Origin of the sequence: Rhodospirillum sp. A1_3_36 (assembly GCF_047263945.1) — a bacterium.
Lineage (GTDB): Bacteria > Pseudomonadota > Alphaproteobacteria > Rhodospirillales > Rhodospirillaceae > Rhodospirillum.
This window is the reverse complement of record NZ_JBLAVB010000002.1, coordinates 421,671-441,918: the sequence shown is the minus strand read 5'-3', so window position 1 is coordinate 441,918 and position 20,248 is coordinate 421,671. Positions and strand designations below refer to the sequence as shown.

Sequence of the window (20,248 nt, the reverse complement as noted above, 5' to 3'; positions counted from 1 at the left end):
CAGAGATTAGACCACCAGCTCATAGGCCAGGAAACCAAGGATTCCCGCATTGATAATCAATAATGTCGGCGCAACCGTATCGACCAGACCCCGCCACCGGGTCACAGCAAATTGGCCCACAGCACCAATGCCGAACAAAGCCGGAATGGTTCCAAGGGTGAAGGCTGCCATCCCCATGGCCCCGGCCAGCGCATCGCCCGTTGCGGCGGCTGCGGCCAAGGCGCCGTAGAGCAGGCCGCAGGGAATGAAGCCCAGGAGAACCCCAAGCAGGTAGCCCCGCCAGCCATTGGGCGCCGCAAACAGGGCCTTGGCATGGCGCCCCACGCCATCGGACCACATCCGCTCCAAAGAGCGCAGGCCCGGCAGATGCAGCTTGAACTTGGGCAGGGCCTGCCCCAGGAACAACAGGGCGGCCAGAACCAGAAGAGCAGCGGACAACCATTTCAAGGCCGAAAACCCGCCGAGAGTGCCCGCGAGAACGCCCGCAATAGACCCCAGGAAGACGTAGGTCGTGCCCCGCCCCAGGTGATAGGGCACCAGGGCCGCGCCGGTCAGGCGGTGCCATTCGCGCATCTTTCCAGCGGGGATGGCCTGCATCCGCGCCGTCACTTGGGACAGCACAAAGGGACCGCACATCCCCGTGCAATGGAGAAGGCTGCCCGTCAGACCCGCCATGAACAGGGCTCCGAGGATCCCGCCATCCTCGACCACTACCGCTGAACAATGGGCGATTCCGGAATCCAGGATTTGCAGAAGAATGGTTTGTTGATCCATCGCCAAACGCTATCCGGATCCGAGAGGGGAGAAGCGGGGAGACCGGGCTTCCATGGGGCCGGTCCAGATGCCCCCATCCTGGGGGGCCTCGGGTGCCTGCCACCAGGACAATTCCTTCGACAGCGGAACAACCTCGCCCACAACGAACAGGGCGGGAGGTGCCAAGGCCAAGCGGTCCCGGGTCTCCACGGCTCCAGACAGGGTGGAGATATGAACTTTTTGGGCTGCAGTCGTGGCGTCGGTGATGAAGGCCACCGGAGTGTCTGCACCGCGCCCATGGGCCATCAGGCGCTCCGTGATCACGGCCAAATGCTTCAATGCCATATAGAACACCAGCACCGGCGCGCGAGCCAAAGCGCCCCAATCAAAGTTGTCAGGAACGTCGCCTGTCGCCGCATGACCCGTGACAAAGGTCACCGCCGCATTGGTTTCCCGCGTTGTCGCCGGGATCCCGGCATAGGCCAATCCCCCGATCCCCGCCGTCACGCCCGGAACCACGCGGAAGGGGATCCCCGCACGAACCAAGGTTTGGGCTTCCTCCGCTCCCCGTCCGAAGACAAAGGGATCACCGCCCTTCAGGCGCACGACCCGTTTTCCGGCCCGGGCCAGATCCACCAACCGTTGGGAAATATCGGGCTGGCTGGGGGAGGGTTTTCCCCCTCTCTTTCCCGCATGGATGATCTCCGATCCCACCCTGGCGAGGGCGAGAACGCGACCATCCACGAGGGCATCGTGAACAACCACGTCGGCCTGACCAAGGGCGTGAACAGCGAGTAGGGTCAACAATCCGGGATCGCCCGGACCGGCACCCACAAGCCAGACCCAGCCCGGTTCCACCGGCGGCAGGGTGAGGCCCAAGGGGGCGAGGGGATTTGTCTCGTTCATGGGCCGCACGCTACACTGGTCCGGATCCGGTTTCCACAAAGTCGAATGAAAAAGTGATCTTCATCAGACCTCCAATCATGAATCACCGAACCCCTCAAGGGATAAGGTTTTTTCTTGGCGCGTGCTGGAGATAGACTGGCACCTATGGAAAAAACGCTTCGATCCGGCTGGACCACCGGTGCCTGTGCCACGGCAGCCGCCCTTGCGGCCTTCCGGGCCCTCGTCACCGGACAGTTTCCCGACCCCGTCACCATCGCTCTGCCCAGGGGCCGGACACCGACCTTCCCGCTCGCCCGGGCGGAGTGGATTGAGGGACGGGCGAGGGTGGGAATCATCAAAGATGCCGGGGACGATCCCGACGTAACCCACGGGTTGGAAATCCAAGCTACCCTCCGTTTATTGCACGAGAGCAATGGTTTGGTCTTCCGAGCCGGAGAAGGTGTGGGACGGATCACCAAACCGGGCCTCCCTCTGCCTCCGGGAGAACCGGCAATCAACCCTGGCCCCCGTGCGCAAATCACGGCCAATCTTCAAGCTGAAGCCGCACGCCTGGGCGTGGGCGCCGACGCCGAAGTCACCTTATCCATTCCCGGAGGAGTGGATATAGCTAAAAGGACGTTAAATCCCCGTTTAGGTATAGTCGAAGGTCTATCCGTCCTAGGAACGACCGGTGTCGTCGTACCCTTTTCCTGCGCCGCCTGGATCCATTCCATCCACAGGGGGATCGATGTGGCCCGGGCCATCGGTCTGGATCACCTTGTCGGATCAACGGGACGCACCTCGGAAGCCTCTGTTCAGAAACTGTTTTCCTTACCAGAGGAAGCCTTGATCGACATGGGCGATTTTGCCGGAGCTGTGTTGAAATACCTGCGCCGCCAACCCGTTGCCCGCTTCACCCTGGCTGGCGGGTTTGGCAAATTGACCAAACTGGCCCAGGGCCATTTGGACTTGCATTCCAGTCGATCCACCGTCGATATGACAGCCCTGGCCGCCATCCTGCGGGACCTGGGCGCACCTTACAGCGCCGTTTGCGAAGCCCAAAAGGGTGCCACCTCCGCCGTTGCTTTGGCCGTCGCGAACCGGGAAGGCCTGGATCTGGCCGGGGTCATCGCACGCCGTGCCCGGGCGACGGCCCTGGCCTGTGTGGGAGGAGGACCAGAAATCCATGTCATTGCGTTCGGGAGGGACGGATCCATCCTCGCCCGAACCGATCAGTCCTGATTGGGACCCAGGCCCCTGTCTTCATAACTTCATTCGTAGTTTTATAAGACTGACCGTTTCGGTCTTAGCAACGGATTTTTCCGATGGCTCATAAAATCTTAATCCTCATTCTTGGCGGTACGCCGGAAGCCTATGATTTAACGATAAAACTGCAATCAGTATTCGATTGTCTATACTCTTTGGCGGGTTTGGCTCCGACCCGACGCCCCTTAGTCGTCCCTCACCGAATAGGTGGGTTTGGCGGTGTGGAAGGGTTGACCCAATTCTTACGGGAAACCGGCGTAACCCATTTGGTTGACGGCACCCACCCCTTCGCCACCACCATCACAAACCATGCCAAAATTGCCTGTGAACACCTTGATATTCCGCATATAATTTTCCAACGACCTGCCTGGACCTCCGGCCCTGGGGACCACTGGATCCATCGCGCAAGCACGATGGAAGCCGCAGCCCTCTTCCCCGATTTGGGCTGTCGACCCTTCCTTGCGCTCGGGCGACGGGACGCTGAAATCTTTGCCAAGGTGCCGAAGATCACCCCCATCCTCCGCCTGATTCAGGGTGACGCCCCCGTCTCTGAATGGACCCTCGTCCACGGTCGGGGACCCTTTACACCTGGGGAAGAAACCACCCTGTTGCGCCGTCTCAATGCCGATTGTCTGGTCTGTAAGAACAGCGGAGGACGATCTGGATGGGCCAAGCTAGACGCGGCGAGAACCCTGGGATTGCCCGTTGTGATGATTGACCGCCCCCCCCTGGACGCCGGACCCCTGACCACCGATCCCTCTGCCATAGAGCCCTGGATCCGCCAAACACGGAAGGTTGGATAGGAAAAAAACCAGCCAAGGGAATCAACAATCTGATCAAAGCGCACTTTTTGCGCTTCATTTCCGCGCCGCTTCATGTCAGTCTTATGACATCCCGTTGTGTCTTCCATCTCAGTTCTCGGTCTCTGGCTTCAGTTTGTGGCCCAGTTCGCTGAATAGAAATAGGGGAGAAGCAAATGATCGGTTTGATCGTGTTGTCCTGCGTGGGATCCCTGAATTCCGTCTGTACCTTCACCATGGTGGATTACGCCTATCCAAGCGTCGAGCGCTGCCGTATGGCTGCGGCCATGACCGCAGGCCGAAACCGGGTCCGGGTTGTTGCCACCCGTCCCGGTGACAAGATGGTCTATTGGTACAAATGCGCTCCGGACACCGTCGCCAGCCATACGGACAGCTGGATCAAGGTGGATGGGAACATAAGAACGGCGGATGCCAACCCTCCGTTTTAATTCGGGTTTGGAAAACCATCACAGAGGATCATCAGCCCAGCACTTGACCCGGGCTTGGGAACCCTCCCATCTTGTCGTCACGCTTCGACGAAAGGGTTTCCATGTCCAATTCTTCTTCCCCTGAATCCATCACCTGGCACGGCACCACCATCCTCTCGGTTCGCCGAGAGGGTAAGGTGGTCATCGCCGGTGACGGCCAAGTCAGTTTTGGCAATACGGTGATGAAAGCCAATGCCCGCAAAGTGCGCCCCCTGGCGGGTGGCTCGGTGATCGCCGGGTTCGCGGGCGCCACCGCCGATGCCTTCACCCTGTTTGAACGGCTGGAAGCCAAGCTGGAGCAGTATCCCGGCCAGCTCACCCGCGCCTGCGTGGAGATGGCCAAGGATTGGCGCACAGACCGCTATCTGCGCCGCCTGGAGGCCATGATGGCCGTGGCCGACAAGGACGTCTCCCTGGTGCTGACAGGCACTGGCGACGTGCTGGAGCCCGAAGACGGGCTAATCGGTATCGGATCGGGCGGCTCCTACGCCCTGGCCGCCGCCCGGGCCCTGATCGACATGGACATGGAGCCCGAAGCTATCGCACGCAAAGCACTCGGCATCGCGGCTGACATCTGCATCTACACCAACCATAATCTGACCGTGGAAACCCTATGACCGCCTTCACCCCCCGAGAGATCGTCTCCGAACTGGACCGCTTCATCGTCGGTCAAGGGGAGGCCAAGCGCGCCGTCGCCATCGCCCTGCGCAACCGCTGGCGCCGTCAGCAGTTGGCGGAAACCCTGCGAGACGAGGTTCAGCCGAAGAACATTCTGATGATCGGTCCCACCGGCGTAGGCAAGACGGAGATCGCCCGCCGCCTCGCCAAGCTGGCCCAGGCCCCTTTCCTTAAAGTGGAAGCCACCAAGTTCACCGAAGTGGGCTATGTGGGCCGCGACGTGGAAAGCATCATCCGCGACCTTCTGGAAAATGCCATTGGCATTCAGAGGGAGCGCCTGCGCAAGGACGTCCATTCCAAGGCGGAAGCCAATGCGGAAGAGCGGGTCCTGGATGCTCTGGTGGGCGAAAGCGCCTCTCAGGAGACCCGCCAGAAGTTCCGCAAGATGCTCCGGGAAGGCCAGCTCGACGAGAAGGAGATCGAGCTGCAGGTCCAGGACACCGGGGCCTTGTCCATGCCAACCCTGGACATTCCCGGCATGCCCGGTGCCCAGATGGGGATGATGAACCTCAATGACATTTTCGGGAAAGCTTTCGGTGGCCGCACCAAGGCGCGCAAAATGAAGGTGTCTGATTCCTATGAGGTGCTGCTGCGGGAAGAGGCGGATAAGCTTCTCGACGAGGAACAGGTGGTCAAGGACGCCATCTCCTCCGTCGAGCAGCAAGGCATCGTCTTCCTCGACGAAATTGACAAGATCGCCGCCAGTGCCGAACGGAAGGGAGGAGACGTCAGCCGGGAAGGCGTGCAGCGCGACCTGTTGCCGCTGATCGAAGGGACCACGGTCACCACCAAGCACGGTGCGGTCAAGACCGACCATATCCTGTTCATTGCTTCAGGCGCGTTCCACATCGCCAAACCTTCGGACCTTCTGCCGGAGCTTCAAGGCCGCCTGCCCATTCGCGTGGAGCTGAAAGCCCTCACGGCGGAGGACTTCAAGCGCATTCTTCTGGAACCGGAAGCCAGTCTCATCAAGCAGTACAAGGCCCTGCTCCTGACCGAGGAGGTGACCCTGGAGTTCCCAGACGAGACGGTGGAGGCCATCGCCGCCATTGCCACGGAAATCAATCGCTCCGTGGAGAATATCGGTGCCCGTCGCCTCCATACTGTGCTCGAGCGCCTGCTGGAAGACATCAGCTTTGGAGCCTCGGAACAGAGCGGGGAGACCATCACCATCACTCCGGAAATGGTCCAGCAGCGGGTGGGAGAATTGGCTGCTAAGGCCGATCTGTCCAAGTTTATCCTGTAACGGACTCTGAAGCGGTGATTTGCTTCACGTGAAACACCGCGTCCGCTTGCCAATCTAACACCGTTTCTCGACGCCATCATCCCGCATGATCTTCAGTTCATGCGGGATGATTTTGTCCTTGAAATCAATGAGCCAGGGTACTTTTCATAAATCCATCTGCCATTCGCGTCGTGATTGACTTTATCAAGTCCTCTATTGCAACAGACAGAATGGCGCTCACATTCCCACAACCTGGTTCTATCGAATCCCGATAAAAGCCACCATATATCCTTTGATCCACCATGTCTTTTCCCTCAGGATCTCGGAAAGTAATCTTGGCTTTCGTTCCTGGCATGGCATTTATTTTCACGACAAATGCATCTGTTACCTACATGAGACCTGTAAGGTCTTCGGTCTTGACAGACACCAAGCCTTTTAGTTCTTGCGCACGCATGTCGTCCAAAGTGGGCTCATGCGGCAGGGGGACAACCACCTTCACATAGTCTTCCAGGACCGTTCGCGCTGCAGGAGCGACTAAGGATCCCGCGTCCATGGGGATGGAAATGGATCCGCATCCCATCGCAAACCCGATGGATCCCCTCAGCAGGGTGTCATCCACGTAAAGTCCAATTGGCCCAGGGACTTTACTTTCTTTCTAGCGTCCGCGTGCATTGCTTAAAACGGTACGAATTTGACCGATATCGTCGTCGTTCAGATGGCCCAGACTTTCCGCAAACTCATGGGCCAAAAGGGTCATGGCCGGGGACAGGCCTCCGGTATCGACCACCACCTTGGGATGGGACTTAACCGCCAGGCGCTTTAATTCCTCTGCTTCATCCCAAATCAGACCCAAAATACCGCAGATTTCCATGACCAAACCCGGTGTCGGGCGACCCCGTCGACCGTGTTCCAGAGCCGAAAGGTAAGCGGAGGAGAGATCGAGCTGCTCGGCCATGGCCTTCAACGTCAGGCCCCGTGCCGCTCGCAAAGCCCTGAGGCGTGCGCCAAACGGCGTCATGGAAGCATCCGTTCCTTGCGTTTCAACATGACATACAACGCCCCGTCCCCCCCATGCTGGGGTCGAGCGGCCGAAAAGCCCAGGATCAATGGGCGCAAGTCTCCCCCATTGAGCCAAAGCGGCACGGCACGGCGCAAAACACCGATCCCCCCTTCCGCCCGTTGGCCCTTGCCGGTGATGACCAAAATGCAACGCCACCCCACCCCATGTCCTCGACGGATAAAGGCCCGCAAGGCGCTGTGGGCAGACTCCTGAGTCATGCCGTGGAGATCAATACGCCCATCAATCTCAAGCCGTCCCCGCTTCAAACGGGAAGCAGTCCGTCCATCCATATCGACCAAATGGCCGGAAGTCAGGTCAGCCAGGGCATTCAGACGGGTGGGCTTTGTTTTCGGAGGCGGGATCACCCGAGCCGGGTGCGCGCCGCCCGGAGGCGGTCCGTCTTCCACCGCCCTCGCTGTGTCTTTGGGACTCCCTTCCTCTTCTTCCAGGGCCTTCCGGGGACGGAGGGGTGCCACTGAGCGAGCCACTTCCCGCCAGAGACGTTCCTCGTCAGCGGTCAGCTTGCGGTCACGGCGTCTCATCGACCAGAAGAATATGCAGCCGCAGGGGGCCATGGGCCCCCATTTGGAGTGTCTGTTCGATATCACCGGTCCGCGAGGGTCCAGTGATGAAATTCACCGTCCGGGGTGTGGAACCCTGGGCACGAAGCATCGCCCAGGCCTCCTCCAACCCCCCAACCACATCGGAGGTCTTCAGAACGACAATATGGGTTTCAGGCAGGAAATTCAGGGTCGAGGCCCTTGTTGCACTTGAGGATAGCATCAGTGTTCCGGTTTCCGCCAAACCACAAAGGGCGGGAACGACGGAAACCGTATCCGCAGGCGAAGGCAAACCCCGTTTGACCGTCAGCATCCCATGGCCCGCCAAACCGTCCAATTCGGGGTCGGCGCTGGCCACCAGTTCGGTGGACAGATTCCGATCCTTTAAATAGGTGGCGATGGCGCCGGGCAGGGCCTCCCTATCCGGGATCCGCTCGACCGTGGCCGCAGCTTCCTGGGCCATGGTCAAAAAACGGTCCACCAACTCGGCAGGCGTTCCCTTGGCGCGTTCTGGCACCAGAACCGGCGCTTTCGCTTCCAAGCGAGCGCCAGGTCCGACCGCCACATCTGCGTCGGACAGAGGTCCCCGACGCAGGGACCGGCGAATCCCCCCTAAAATGGCGTCTCGGGCCGCAGTCATATCGGTATCTTCCTTGGTTTCTCTTGGTCAATTGTAAATGGAGGAGGACGAATCCGCACCCCTCTCTCCCTTGAAGGCCTGATGGGTCGCTTGTCCATCGGGATCTTGGTCGACCGTAAACTTTCGGGCCATGGCCCGCCAGTCCGAATCCGGCGCCGTACATCCCACACGCGGATTTTGGGCCAGGGTAATGACAATTCCCCCAAAAGCCCAAAGTTGCCGCCACTGGTGCAAATCACTCATCATCTTTTGCACGGTGCGGTCCCGCAATCGGGTCGCGATCCAAGGCCGAATGACCATCACATAGAGGATAACGCTGGCCACTAGGCCCACTATGCCTAAAAGAAAGTGGATAAACAACAGGGCCACACTGATCAAAATCAAGATCAACAGAGGGACCAAGTTATCCACCACACTGAAAACGGGGGATCCGCCCCGGTTCAAGTGATTAAAGTTTGTGTAGATGTGGATGAGCCCTGTTTCATGGGCGACGCGGATCCGCTCGTGAAATCCCATGTCCCGCTCCAGGGCCTTCATCTTGCCGTCTCGAATGGTAGGTGATTGCGCCATTTCAACGTTTCCCCCGCGAAGCCGCGCGGTTCGGAGCGTCATGCATAAAAGAACGAACCGGTTTCTCGACTGGAAGCGGAGGGGTTTAATGTCGCGGCCGCTCGCCGTCTGCCCATCGGTCCATGAAAGTCCGACCTTCCGGCGCTGGCAGATCCCGTACCGCCGTCCAGCCATTGGCAAGACCCAATCCCCTGATATGCCCGCGCTTTCCCCCAAACGATTTGAGTATTCGAGCAGCCATGCGGGTTCCCAGACGATATAGGCCCGGCCGTTGTGCCAGGAAAGACCAAAATCCCAACCCAAAGCGCGCGCCCTTGGGAGTCAAATGGCGTTCGAATTCCTTTTCCCGCCAGTGGCGCAGCATCTTGGGGAGAGGGATACGCATGGGGCAGACCTCCTCGCATCGACCACAAAGGGAAGACGCATTGGGCAGGTGCGTGGCACCTTCAAGCCCCAATAAACCGGGAGTCAAAACGGCACCCATGGGACCGGGATAGACCCACCCATAGGCATGGCCACCAATGGCGCCATAGACGGGGCAATGGTTCATACAGGCCGCACAGCGGATACAGCGCAGCATGTCCTGAAATTCGGTTCCGATCATATTGGAGCGCCCATTATCCAATAGAATCACGTGAAACGCCTCGGGACCATCGGGATCCTCGGATCGCCGCGGGCCGTTGGAGAAGGTCGTGTAGGAACTCATCTCCTGTCCCGTGGCAGAACGCGCCAGCAAGCGGAGGACCAAGGACGCATCCTCCAAGGTTGGGACGATCTTTTCCAAACTGGCCAGAACCACATGAACCTTGGGCAACAACTGAGTCAGGTCACCGTTGCCTTCGTTGGTGACAATGACCGTAGACCCTGTCTCGGCGACCAACATATTCGCACCCGTGATGCCAACATCGGCACCAAGGAAACTGGACCGCAGAACATCCCTGGCTTCGTCCAAGAGTTCTCGGGGCTCCTCCAACGGTCGATCGGCGGCATATTGGGGGTGGGCCTCCCGAAAGGCCTCTGCCACCTGAAACTTCCGAACATGAATGGCCGGCGCAATGATGTGGCTGGGATGTTCATGGCGAAGTTGGATGATGTACTCTCCCAGGTCCGTCTCCACCGGAGTGACACCATTCTCCTCCAAATAGGCGTTGAGCCCCATCTCCTCAGAGATCATGGACTTCCCCTTGGTAACGGTTTTTGCATTCGCCGCACGGCAAATATCCAAAACCGTCTTTCGGGCCTCTTCGGAATCTCGGCACCAGTGGACCTTGCCACCCGATTCCAAAACTTTGGCTTCAAAGGTCTCCAGGTAATAGTCGAGGTTTTCCAGGACATGGTTTTTCAAATCCCGGCCCGCGTCCCGAAGTTCTTCGAATTCGGGCAGTCGTTCCACGGCCACGGCCCGCCTGGCCCGAAACCCGGTTTTCATGGTTTCCAGGGAATGGACAAGGGTCTCATTCGCCAGGGCGACTTTGACGTTATCCTTGAAGCTGTGGGTGGTCGCGTCCATGGATCTGTTTCCGCTTTCTCGTTCTTTTTGGGATCCGTCGGTGTTGTGTGTTTCACGTGAAACATCGTCACGGGAAACAGAGGCTACCCCTTGGTTCCCTCTTCCCCTTCACCCATGGCGGAACCATCGGCCATACCTGCCAGGATCTCCACCACATGGCGCACCTTTAATGGTGCTTTCATCCGTTCGGCTTTTCCCGCGATGTTCAGCAAACAACTGGTATCCCCACCCAGAAGGGTTGTCGCCCCCGTTTTTTGGGCGTCTTTGATCTTCTCTGAAACCATCCGGTCGGAAATCTCCGGGTATTTGACGCAAAACGTCCCGCCAAACCCACAGCATTCCTCGGCCGACGTCAACTCCCGCAATTCCAATCCCCGAACCTTGGCCAACAACCGCCGAGGCTGATCCTTGATTCCCAGCTCCCGCAAGCCGGAGCAGGTGTCATGGTAGGTCACCACTTCATCGAAACGGGCGTCGATATCGTCCCAATCAAGGACATCGGTTAGAAATGACAACAGTTCGTGACTCTTGGCTGCCAGGGCTTTCGCCCGTTCGGCATAGGCGGGATCATTGGCAAGGAGCTGAGGATAGTGCTCTTTGACCATCCCCATGCAACTGCCCGACGGCGCAACCAGATACTCATAGCTCTCGAAGGTCTCGATCACCCGTCGGGCCTGGGTTTGCGCCATGGCCTTGGCGCCACTATTGAATGCGGGTTGTCCACAACAGGTCTGGTCCGGAGGAACCTCCACCTGGCACCCTGCCTTCTGAAGGAGGGAAATGGCCGCAAACCCCACCGTGGGTCGAAACAGATCGGCCACGCAGGTGATAAAAAATCCCACCCGGGGACCATAAGCGGAGGAAGTCACCATGGGTCATCCAATAAATCTGAGAACTGGGGCGGAGAAGGGCGCAGACATGCGGAAGACACAGAAGCCGCAGCACCACCTCAGTCATCAAAATGACCGCAACCGTCCCTTTTTACAAGGTTTTGGGGTCGAACGGGACGGTGGAGAAGGGACGTCGGGCCAAGGTGTCGCTTCGGGGAACCAACAGCCAATACCGCCCGGGCGACTTCATTCCCCCCGCGTGGTATAGGGCTTGCTCTCCACCGCCCCAAAAGAAGTCGCCGCGCACAGCGCCCGTGATGGCACTGCCCGTATCCTGGGCCACCATCAACCGCCTTATTCTCTGCCCTTGGGCATCGGTCGTCGTCAGCCAAACCGGAGCACCCAGGGGGATGGAGCGCTTATCCACCGCCAAGCTCCGTTCCGGTGTCAGGGGGACACCCTGCGCCCCAATGGGGCCGTCGCCAGCAACCAACCGGAAGAAAATGAAGCGGGGATTTTCGCGCATCAGCGCAATTCCTTGGTCCGGATTGGCTCGCAGCCAGGCCCGGATTGCGGGCATGGACGCGCCATCGCCAAGCCCCCGGTCACGCATTAAACGCCCGATGCCAACAAAGCGGTGGCCGTTGTTGGCGGCATAGCCAATCCGCTGAATACGACCGTCGGGCAAGCGGACCTGTCCAGACCCTTGGATATGGAGCATATGCACATCGACGGGATCCCGCGCCCAGAGCAAGACGGGAGCCACCCCATCAATGGCACCGGTCTCGATGGCCTCCCGATCCGGATAGGGCTCCAGTCTGCCCTGCCGATCGCGCATACCCTTGGAGCCGTCCATACGCAAGTCCCTGGGAACCCCGTAAATTGGCGTATTGTAAATGGCCGTCCGTTCAAAGGATCCGTCCAGAGTGGCTTCGTAATATCCAGTGAAGGTTCCGGTTGGTCCATTCGGTCCTGTCACTTCCCAGGCCTGAAAATGATCGGCGAACAAGCGGCGCGCCTGCGTGGAATCGCCCAAGGGCACCATCCGGGCCGCAGCGCAGGCCGCCTGCCAATCCCCGACCCGAGAGCCGATCGCAGAGGGGCCAATGGAGTCCCCCGGCTTCATGGAAGAAAACATGGTACAGGAGCGCAGAAAGGCGGGCAGGGCGTCGGCCATACTGTCTTGGGACCAACCGGGCAGCTCTGACATCGCAACCGGTCGATATCGCGCCTTGGTTTCCGACTTGCCGTCGATCAAATCCGGGCTTTCACATCCGACCAAAAGACCGATCGCACCAACCACAAAACCCGCCACCGTTCCCCGAAAGGCGCCTGCAATCCTCCCCCCCTGGACCATGATCACGCCTCGTCGGGAACACGGGTGGCGAGCAGTTCCCAATTGGGATCGCCGGAGTTGGTATCGCGTCGGAACGTCCAGATGTCTGTCACCTGTTCCACCGTATTGGGATCGCCATCGACGACCTGCCCATCGGAGTTTTTGATGATGTTCACCTGTTCCGTCTTAAAGGTGACAGTGACGAGGGCATCGGATCCCTCCATCCGGGCTTCCGTTATGGCCACGGTCTTCATGGAGATGAGTTCCGTCTCCATGGTTTCGTCAGCCGCCTCCCGCTCGTCGATGGCCCGAACGAAGTTTTGGTAGACTTCGCCAGCCAGGAGAGGTTTCAGGGTCGCTTTGTCACCTTCGGCAAAGGCGGACAGAATCATTTTGAAGGCACCCTGGGCACCGGCCACAAAGCCATTCGGATCAAAGGAAGGGTCGGCCAATTGAATCTGGGTCAGGCCCCCAGCAACGGTTCCGTCCGCCGCCTCGCTCGCCACCGGCCCGCGACCCGGTAGATCGATCACGTTGTCCCGACCGCCGCTCTCGGGTGCCCCCGGTCCGGCTGTCGGGTCAAACCGTTGCTTTTCCTCCCCCGTTCGCCGTCCGAGGACACTGCGCAAACGCAGGACAAGAAAGGCCGCCACCATGGCGATCACGATGATGTCGATGTATTGGAAACCTTCGTTCATATCCGTCATAGCCTGGGTTCGAGATAAGGGCAGACTAACGCATGCGGGCGCCCTTCACCACCGGGGAGTTGTGGAATTCCACAAGCCACCGGGGGAATATCCCATTCCGAGGAAAAACCAGAGCCATATTCGGAAGCCATATTCGGATCGTGTCTCCGAAAAAGCCCGATGACTGGCCTTTCCTTGGCAGGGCCCGGGGAACCGGTTTAAGGTGCCAGCACTCGGCTGTGTCCGTCCACGCTTTCGTTCTGTTTGATGGTGGCAAGCGCAATCATTGTTGAGGAACCGGATCCGGATTGGACCGTTAAGGCGAAAGGGGACCGGAAGCGCCAGTGCCCTGGTTCCCATCCTTCTTCTACATAATTCCCCATAGGGAGACCGGCAAGCATGGGACCCATCCTTCTCCTCCTCTTTATTGGCATTCCCATTCTGGAAATCGCCGTTTTCATTCGGGTAGGGGATCTCATCGGCCTCTGGCCCACCATCGCCACGGTTCTGTTGACGGCCATGGCCGGGACGGCCCTGTTGCGTCATCAGGGATTGGCGACCCTCGCCAAAGCCCGGGCCAATTTGGACGCGGGTGCCCTGCCGGTGAAGGAAATCTTCGACGGCGCCTGTTTGCTCGTGGCAGGTGTTCTGCTTCTGACGCCAGGGTTTGTCACCGATGCGATGGGCCTGCTTCTTCTGATGCCACCCGTGCGCACGGCCCTGCGTGGCTTCCTGTCAACTCGGGTTAAGACCCAGGTTCATATGGGCGGAGCGCAGGGAAGTCCTGGTCCGACCCGGGGACCGGGGAGCACCCCGTCGGGACGACCCGATATCATCGACGGCGATTTCGTGGATGTGACGCCTGGGGAAGCTCCCCCCCCATCCGATGAGGAACCGCGAAACGGACACTCTCCTTGGGTCAAGGGTCCCCAGGACCCTCCCGGTTCGGGCGGTTGAGCGGCAACCGGCTCCGTGGTACTGATCCCCATCCCGGGTCAAACGAGATCAGAGATTAATCCCTTTCACGACGAGGATTCCCATGAGCGAGGAAAACCAGCAGCCCCCCCTGATCGTCAATGGTCAGTACATCAAAGATCTGTCCTTTGAAGTTCCGAACGCCCCTCGGATTTTCACGGAAATGGACGGTCAGCCCGAAGTTCCCATCAACGTCGACGTCAAAGCCGTTGCCGTGGGTGAGCGTTTCTACGAGGTCACCCTGCATTTCCGGATCGAAGGCCGGGTGAAAGACAAGATCGCCTTCATCTGCGAACTCGACTACTGCGCCGTGGTCACGCTGAACCTGCCCGAGGAGCACGTCAACCCGGTGCTGCTGATCGAGGTTCCCCGCCTGATGTTCCCTTTCGCACGGAATATTCTGTCCGACCTGACCCGCGACGGTGGCTTCCCGCCGCTGATGATCCAGCCCCTGGATTTCGCCGCCATGTATCGCAACCGCGAACTGGCCAATCAGGCCCAGGCGGAAGCCAAGGACGCGACCAAAAACTGATCTAGATTCAACTGGTTGAACATCGAGTGGGCCGGAAAACCGGCTCCCACTTTTCCGCTCGATGCTCTTGCGGTCAAAAAAAGCCCCCGGTGCGGTGTCTCCGCCCGGGGGCTTTTTTTTCCGCCTGCGGAGCTCTGCCCCGCTCCCCGCTGGGGCCTGAGGCCCCGGGCCCCGTTCAGAAAGGAAAGGCTCAAGGACCTTTGATCTGCGGCCTCAAGACTGGTTTTCCGGCGCCAGCTTTGCCCAAAGGGGATCCTTCACCTTTTCCAGGAAAGCCGCATGGGCGTCCAATTCCTCAGAACTCGGCGCGTGGGGGCGAGGCTCCCGATAGGGGCGGTTCACCTTTGCCACCTGGAAACCGGCGCTCTCATTGGCGGCGAGAGCCAAGCCGGGTTGGCGCCCTCCGATCAGCTCCAGATAGACTTCGGCGAGCAGGAGGGAGTCCATCAAGGCTCCGTGCTTGGTCCGGGCCGAATTATCGATACCAAACCGACGACACAGGGCATCCAGGTTGCTTTGGGCCCCGGGAAACTTGGTTTGAGCCATGCGCAACGTGTCGATGGCCCGATCCTTTGGCAGGATCGGGCGGCCAATGGCGGCCAATTCCGCGTTCAAAAACTTCATGTCGAAGGCGGCGTTGTGAATCACCAAAGGATCCTCATCCACAAAATCCAGGAATTCTTGTGCAATATCGGCAAACAGAGGTTTATCGGACAGGAAATCCTCCGACAGGCCGTGGACCCGGAATGCCTCCGCCGGCATGTCCCGTTCGGGGTTAATGTAAAGGTGCAGCTCACCCCCGGTGGGCATGTGGTTCACCAACTCCACGCATCCGATTTCCACGATGCGGTGGCCGTCCTTGGGGTCCAAACCCGTGGTTTCCGTATCCAGAACGATTTCGCGCATGGGGAAGAAGTGTCCTTTGGTTCTGAGGGCGGTTCATTGGCTGAAGCCCGCGTTACAGCGGGCGGCGGGCTCCGGCCCGGGCCAGACGGATCGCCCGTTTCAAGACCGTCCCCGCCGGACGCATGCCAAGCCCGGTCGGGATGATCACATCAGCGCCCCGCCGCTTCAAGAGGTCAGATGTCTGGCGGGACCGGATCCGATCAAGGGTTTCCCGGGTCATACGGGGTCGGCGCAGCACCCGCTGGGTTTGCAGGAACTGGGGTGCCGTCACGACCATAACCAGATCACAACGGTTCTCCCCCCGGGTTTCGAAGAGTAGGGGAATATCCAGGATCACCGGGTTGGCACCGCGAAGAGCGGCTTGCCGCAAAAACCGCCGTTCCGCCTTTCGCACCTTAGGGTGGAGGATGGCTTCCAACCGCGTCAACGCTGGTGTGTCACCAAAAACCCGTGTGCCCAGAGCCTTGCGATCAATCCCCCCATCGGAACCGGTCACGCCGGGAAAGGCGGCCTCCACGGGGGCCACGGCCTGTCCACCTGGCCCCATCAATCCATGAACGGTGGCATCGGCGTCGTGAACCAGGATCCCCAGGCGGCGGGCCATGGCCGCACAGGTGCTTTTCCCCATGCCAATGGATCCGGTCAGGCCGATCACGACCAGGGGTCGATGGCGCCGGGCGAGTTTTTCCCTGAGGTGGTCCCCGGTCCGTCCCTGTCCCATGCGGGTCACGTCCGAACCTTCCTGGCCTCCAGAACCCGTCTCCTCAGGTCTTCATCCACTTGTGGATTGATGCCGAACCAAGCTTCAAAAGCGGGTCGCGCCTGATGCAGAAGCATCCCCAGACCATCAACCACCCGGCACTCCCGATCCCGCGCCCGGCGGAGCAAATCCGTCTCCAACGGGGCATAGACGATATCATTCACCAATGTGGAGGCAGAAAGAGCGCCGAGGTCGATCTCCAAGGGGGGCTGTCCCTGCATACCCAGGGAGGTGGTATTGACCAGGATCCCGGCCCCCTCCAAGGCATGGGGCAGGCCCGTCCAATCGGTTACGGTAATGGGACCGCCCAGGTCCTCGGCCAGGGCGTCTGCCCGCCCTCGGTTGCGGTTCACCAGGGTCAAACGGGGGCAGCCCACATCCAGTAGGGTCGCGCAAATCGCCCGGGCCCCACCCCCAGCACCCAGAACCACTGCAGCACGCGCCGCAGGATCCCAGTCCGGATGGGCCTGCAGGACATTCTGAAGAAAGCCATATCCGTCCGTATTGTCCCCCACCATGGAGCCATCCGGCTCACAGATAATCGTGTTGATGGCCCCAATACGTCGGGCGCGTTCGGTCACTGCATCCATACAGCCCATGGCCGTGACCTTATGGGGTACGGTGACATTGGCGCCAGCGAAGCCAAGGGCGGGCAGGGCACGAAAGGCCTGTTCCGCCCTCTCCGGTTGGACCGACAGAGGCACATAGGCCCCATCGATCCCATGGCGAGCCAACCAGGTTCCATGCACCACCGGTGACAGGGAATGGGAAACCGGCCAGCCAATGATCGCGGCCACACGGGCTTTTCCAGTGATCATGGGATGAGGACTCCATGGAGACGCAGAACATCGACAAGGGGCAACAGGGGCAAGCCCTGGATGGCAAAGGTATCGCCCTCAATCGCGGAGAACAATTGAATCCCCACCCCCTCCACCTGATAAGACCCGGCACAGGACAGCACGTCCGGCCCGGCGTCCGCCAAATATCGGTTCAAAAAATCGTCGGAGAAGGTCCTGACGGTTAATCTGGGACGGGCGACATGGTGCCAGATTCTCTCGCCACCACGCAGAAGGACTACAGCGGTTTCCAGAACATGGGTCTTTCCCCGCAGGGCTATCAGTTGCTCGCGCGCTGCAACCAGGGACGCCGGTTTCCCCAGCCACTTTCCCTCTAAGTCGGGTATTTGATCTCCACCGATTACCAGAGCGTCGGGATGGGATTGGGACAGGCGGCGAGCCTTGAACTCGGCCAGGACAATCGCTGCGTCCATGGCCGAGGCCCCCTCTGCCTTCAAAGACTGTTTGATGGTCTCCTCATCCACCCGAGGAGGCTCGGCGACGAAGGGGATCCCCGCATCGGTGAGCAACCGCGCCCGGTGAGCACTGCCCGATGCCAGAATAACGGTTGGTGCGGATGACGCTGGTGGTTGGGTTTGCGTCATCAACGGCCTCCTTCCCAGGGGTTTGTCCCCAGTTTCTGCATGATGGTCGCGGCCACTTCCTCGATGGATTTCCGGGTGACATCAATGGTCACCCAGCCCATGCGAGCGTAGAGGCGTCGGGCTTCCGTCACTTCCTGATAGACCTTTTCCAGATCCGCATAATCGGTGGCGTCATCCTGGCGCATCATCCGCAAGCGGGTGCGTCGGATATCGGCCAAGCTTTTTGGATCCCGGGTCAGCCCAACGACGAGCGGACCAGACAGGGCCAAGAGCTGTTCAGGGGGATCAATACCGGGAACCAGGGGCACATTCGCCGCCCGGATACCCTTGTTGGCCAGAAACATGCTCGTTGGGGTCTTGGAGGTGCGGGAGACCCCCACCACCACCACTTCGGCTTCGTTCAATCGGTCAAGGGATTGACCGTCGTCGAGGGCAAGGGCGAAATGCATGGCCTCGATCCGGTCGAAATAGCCTTCATCCAAGGTATGTTGACGGCCGGGTTGACGATGGCCCTTGGCCTCGAACAGGCGAGACAGCGCATTCATCACCGGATCGAGCAAGGGCACACAGGGCACGTTCAACTCCCGGCAGGCGTCTTCCACCACACCCCGGAGTTGGGGATCAACCACCGTGCAGACCACCATTCCCGGATCCCGGCGGATCCCTTCAACCACCCGGGTGACCTGACCCATCGACCGCAACAGCCACCATCGATGGTGAATCACCCGCACATCTTCGAATTGAACCAAACAGGCACGGACCACATTGCTGACCGTTTCGCCTGTGGCGTCGGAAACCAGATGAATGTGATGGGATCGCTGAGGCAAGGGTTGATCCTTCCAGAGAGGGCACCTTGCACTCATAAATCAAATCCTGGCCAATGGGAATGCCAGGAAAGAATCCGGAGAGGGGAGCTTTCAGGTCTCACGTCACCCGTAAATATCCGGTTAGCCCCGTTTTCTGGTGTTCGATCACATGGCAGTGGAACGCCCAATCGCCGGGATTATCCGCCACAAGCGCGATGTCGATGGTCTCCTGTTTCAGAAGCAAGGCCGTATCAGTCCAATTCGAAGCAATGGGACGCAGGTTCGACTTGAGAGGAAGGAACGTGAGGCCGTGCAGATGAATTGGGTGGTCATTTGGACTTTCATTGCGAAGTCGTAATATATAGCTTTTACCACGCTCCAACGTGGCCAACGGTCCTCCCCCGGCGGCATCCCCCGGCCAGGCCACCCGGTTGATGGACCAAAACGTATAGCCAAGAGATCCGCAGAACCCATTATTTGGGGGGGTGTCACTGGGCGACCAGCCGAAGACAAACTCGATCAATTCTGCGCTGTCCAAAACCGGTCTCGAAAGCGGATTGGGCGCAAGGGGTTTCAGTTCGGCCAAGTGACGTCCCGCATCCTGTCCCTTAGCCCTTAGGCGGGCAAGGGTGCGTGGTCCGCCGGGCTGCGTATTCAGAACGACAATTTCCGTTCCTTCCTCGCCGGGCATGCGAATGGCCAAATCGACCCGTTGGCCTGGACCAACGAAAAGGGGAGCCTCGGCCGTTGGCCAGGGCAGGGCTTCCTCAAGGGGGTGACCGTCCATCGCGATCACCTGTCCCTCCACTTTGGGCAGATGGATCTGATAGACGCGGGTCGTATCGGTCACAACTAGGCGAAGACGTACCAATCCCCCCGCTGGCAAATCATAGAGCGGCTCCCGTTGCCAATTGGAGGTCATCACGGTGCCAAAGGTGCCGGATCGGGCTGCGCCCCGGGCAGTGTAGAGGTCAATGAATTGACCATCTTTGCCCAACCGAAAATCCCTAAGATTGATGGGAAGATCCTCGTCAAACCCGGGGTCTTCCGCCTCCTCGACAATGAGCACGCCGGTGAGGCCCCGGGCCATCTGCTCCATCGTATTGCAATGGGGATGATACCAGTAGGTTCCAGCATCACGGGCCGTGAAGGCATAGCGAAAGGTCTCATCCTGCCCGATCGGAAATTGGGTCAGATAGGGGACACCATCCATTTTATTTGGCACCCGTAGACCATGCCAGTGCATGGCCGTCATGTCGGCCAAGGTATTGGTCACATCAACCGAAAAGACCTCCCCTTGCCGAACCCGTAACACAGGGGGTGGGGCATCGGGGGACAGGCTGACCATGCCTTCTGTTGGTGCATCACTCAGCGCATAGCGTGCGGTCTGAATGGTCAACCGGGGAGGCAAGGCACTCGCACGGCTGGCCCATCCAACCATGCCCAATCCCAGAGCTGCCCCGGATGAGAGAAGAAAGTGACGACGGTTCATGAGTCCACCCCGTATACCCGTAAATCATAAATGATAATAATTCTTATTC

General features: G+C 59.6%; 24 protein-coding genes. 7 read left to right on the top strand and 17 right to left on the bottom strand.

Annotated elements, in window-relative coordinates; translation table 11 throughout:
• Positions 1 to 6 precede the first annotated feature (6 nt).
• A complete protein-coding gene (locus tag ACLIRY_RS06510; RefSeq protein ID WP_413204547.1) occupies positions 7 to 774 on the bottom strand; it encodes a sulfite exporter TauE/SafE family protein in 768 nt (255 codons plus the stop codon).
• Between the two features lie 9 nt (positions 775 to 783).
• On the bottom strand, positions 784 to 1,659 hold the full coding sequence (gene cobA, locus ACLIRY_RS06505) for a uroporphyrinogen-III C-methyltransferase (protein WP_413204546.1): 876 nt from the start codon (positions 1,657 to 1,659) through the stop codon (positions 784 to 786).
• A 144-nt stretch (positions 1,660 to 1,803) separates the two neighbouring features.
• On the opposite strand from cobA, the gene ACLIRY_RS06500 reads away from it, so the two are divergent.
• The 5 genes from ACLIRY_RS06500 (at position 1,804) to hslU (ending at position 6,116) form a co-directional block, all read left to right on the top strand.
• Complete coding sequence (locus ACLIRY_RS06500) at positions 1,804 to 2,880, top strand: cobalt-precorrin-5B (C(1))-methyltransferase (protein WP_413204545.1); 1,077 nt, start codon at positions 1,804 to 1,806, stop codon at positions 2,878 to 2,880.
• An 83-nt stretch (positions 2,881 to 2,963) separates the two neighbouring features.
• Positions 2,964 to 3,707: a cobalt-precorrin-6A reductase gene (locus ACLIRY_RS06495; protein WP_413204544.1), complete on the top strand. Its 744-nt coding sequence runs from the start codon at positions 2,964 to 2,966 to the stop codon at positions 3,705 to 3,707.
• A 173-nt stretch (positions 3,708 to 3,880) separates the two neighbouring features.
• The gene (locus tag ACLIRY_RS06490) at positions 3,881 to 4,153 is read left to right on the top strand and encodes a hypothetical protein (RefSeq protein ID WP_413204543.1); all 273 of its coding nucleotides are present in this window, start codon (positions 3,881 to 3,883) and stop codon (positions 4,151 to 4,153) included.
• A 101-nt stretch (positions 4,154 to 4,254) separates the two neighbouring features.
• Entirely contained in the window at positions 4,255 to 4,809 is a 555-nt protein-coding gene (gene hslV / locus ACLIRY_RS06485; protein WP_413204542.1) for an ATP-dependent protease subunit HslV, read from the top strand.
• A complete protein-coding gene (hslU, locus tag ACLIRY_RS06480; protein ID WP_413204541.1) occupies positions 4,806 to 6,116 on the top strand; it encodes an ATP-dependent protease ATPase subunit HslU in 1,311 nt (436 codons plus the stop codon). The genes hslV and hslU overlap by 4 nt, the downstream gene beginning before the upstream one ends.
• 367 nt (positions 6,117 to 6,483) lie before the next feature.
• Here the strand turns inward: hslU and ACLIRY_RS06475 are convergent, their stop codons facing one another.
• From ACLIRY_RS06475 to ACLIRY_RS06435, 9 genes are all read right to left on the bottom strand, one after another.
• Positions 6,484 to 6,714, bottom strand: a complete 231-nt coding sequence (locus ACLIRY_RS06475) for a hypothetical protein (RefSeq protein WP_413204540.1) — start codon at positions 6,712 to 6,714, stop codon at positions 6,484 to 6,486.
• 36 nt (positions 6,715 to 6,750) lie between these two features.
• Complete coding sequence (locus ACLIRY_RS06470) at positions 6,751 to 7,113, bottom strand: helix-turn-helix domain-containing protein (protein ID WP_413204539.1); 363 nt, start codon at positions 7,111 to 7,113, stop codon at positions 6,751 to 6,753.
• Entirely contained in the window at positions 7,110 to 7,697 is a 588-nt protein-coding gene (locus ACLIRY_RS06465; RefSeq protein WP_413204538.1) for a Smr/MutS family protein, read from the bottom strand. The genes ACLIRY_RS06470 and ACLIRY_RS06465 overlap by 4 nt, the downstream gene beginning before the upstream one ends.
• Complete coding sequence (locus ACLIRY_RS06460; RefSeq protein WP_413204537.1) at positions 7,684 to 8,355, bottom strand: LutC/YkgG family protein; 672 nt, start codon at positions 8,353 to 8,355, stop codon at positions 7,684 to 7,686. The genes ACLIRY_RS06465 and ACLIRY_RS06460 overlap by 14 nt, the downstream gene beginning before the upstream one ends.
• Positions 8,356 to 8,382: 27 nt before the next feature.
• Positions 8,383 to 8,925, bottom strand: a complete 543-nt coding sequence (locus ACLIRY_RS06455) for a hypothetical protein (RefSeq protein WP_413204536.1) — start codon at positions 8,923 to 8,925, stop codon at positions 8,383 to 8,385.
• Positions 8,926 to 9,010: 85 nt separating this feature from the next.
• Positions 9,011 to 10,435, bottom strand: coding sequence for a LutB/LldF family L-lactate oxidation iron-sulfur protein (locus tag ACLIRY_RS06450; protein ID WP_413204535.1), 1,425 nt, complete (start codon positions 10,433 to 10,435; stop codon positions 9,011 to 9,013).
• 83 nt (positions 10,436 to 10,518) lie between these two features.
• A complete protein-coding gene (locus ACLIRY_RS06445) occupies positions 10,519 to 11,307 on the bottom strand; it encodes a (Fe-S)-binding protein (RefSeq protein ID WP_413204534.1) in 789 nt (262 codons plus the stop codon).
• Positions 11,308 to 11,416: 109 nt separating this feature from the next.
• Positions 11,417 to 12,622: a murein transglycosylase A gene (locus ACLIRY_RS06440; RefSeq protein WP_413204783.1), complete on the bottom strand. Its 1,206-nt coding sequence runs from the start codon at positions 12,620 to 12,622 to the stop codon at positions 11,417 to 11,419.
• A gap of 2 nt (positions 12,623 to 12,624) precedes the next feature.
• Positions 12,625 to 13,299, bottom strand: a complete 675-nt coding sequence (locus ACLIRY_RS06435) for a Tim44/TimA family putative adaptor protein (RefSeq protein ID WP_413204533.1) — start codon at positions 13,297 to 13,299, stop codon at positions 12,625 to 12,627.
• 387 nt (positions 13,300 to 13,686) lie between these two features.
• On the opposite strand from ACLIRY_RS06435, the gene ACLIRY_RS06430 reads away from it, so the two are divergent.
• Positions 13,687 to 14,244 carry an FxsA family protein gene (locus ACLIRY_RS06430; protein ID WP_413204532.1) on the top strand — a complete coding sequence of 186 codons (558 nt, stop codon included), beginning with the start codon at positions 13,687 to 13,689 and terminating at the stop codon, positions 14,242 to 14,244.
• 82 nt (positions 14,245 to 14,326) lie between these two features.
• On the top strand, positions 14,327 to 14,794 hold the full coding sequence (gene secB, locus ACLIRY_RS06425) for a protein-export chaperone SecB (protein ID WP_413204531.1): 468 nt from the start codon (positions 14,327 to 14,329) through the stop codon (positions 14,792 to 14,794).
• A gap of 213 nt (positions 14,795 to 15,007) precedes the next feature.
• Here the strand turns inward: secB and dnaQ are convergent, their stop codons facing one another.
• The 6 genes from dnaQ to ACLIRY_RS06395 form a co-directional block, all read right to left on the bottom strand.
• Positions 15,008 to 15,700 (bottom strand): DNA polymerase III subunit epsilon, encoded by a 693-nt coding sequence (gene dnaQ / locus ACLIRY_RS06420; RefSeq protein ID WP_413204530.1) that lies wholly within the window; start codon positions 15,698 to 15,700, stop codon positions 15,008 to 15,010.
• Positions 15,701 to 15,752: 52 nt separating this feature from the next.
• Complete coding sequence (gene coaE / locus ACLIRY_RS06415) at positions 15,753 to 16,421, bottom strand: dephospho-CoA kinase (protein WP_413204782.1); 669 nt, start codon at positions 16,419 to 16,421, stop codon at positions 15,753 to 15,755.
• Between the two features lie 5 nt (positions 16,422 to 16,426).
• Positions 16,427 to 17,278, bottom strand: coding sequence for a shikimate dehydrogenase (locus ACLIRY_RS06410; RefSeq protein WP_413204529.1), 852 nt, complete (start codon positions 17,276 to 17,278; stop codon positions 16,427 to 16,429).
• Entirely contained in the window at positions 17,275 to 17,901 is a 627-nt protein-coding gene (locus ACLIRY_RS06405; protein WP_413204528.1) for a Maf family protein, read from the bottom strand. The genes ACLIRY_RS06410 and ACLIRY_RS06405 overlap by 4 nt, the downstream gene beginning before the upstream one ends.
• The gene (locus tag ACLIRY_RS06400) at positions 17,901 to 18,728 is read right to left on the bottom strand and encodes a pyruvate, water dikinase regulatory protein (protein ID WP_413204527.1); all 828 of its coding nucleotides are present in this window, start codon (positions 18,726 to 18,728) and stop codon (positions 17,901 to 17,903) included. Before ACLIRY_RS06400 ends, ACLIRY_RS06405 begins: the two co-directional genes overlap by 1 nt.
• 97 nt (positions 18,729 to 18,825) lie before the next feature.
• Complete coding sequence (locus ACLIRY_RS06395) at positions 18,826 to 20,199, bottom strand: multicopper oxidase family protein (protein WP_413204526.1); 1,374 nt, start codon at positions 20,197 to 20,199, stop codon at positions 18,826 to 18,828.
• Positions 20,200 to 20,248 lie beyond the last annotated feature (49 nt).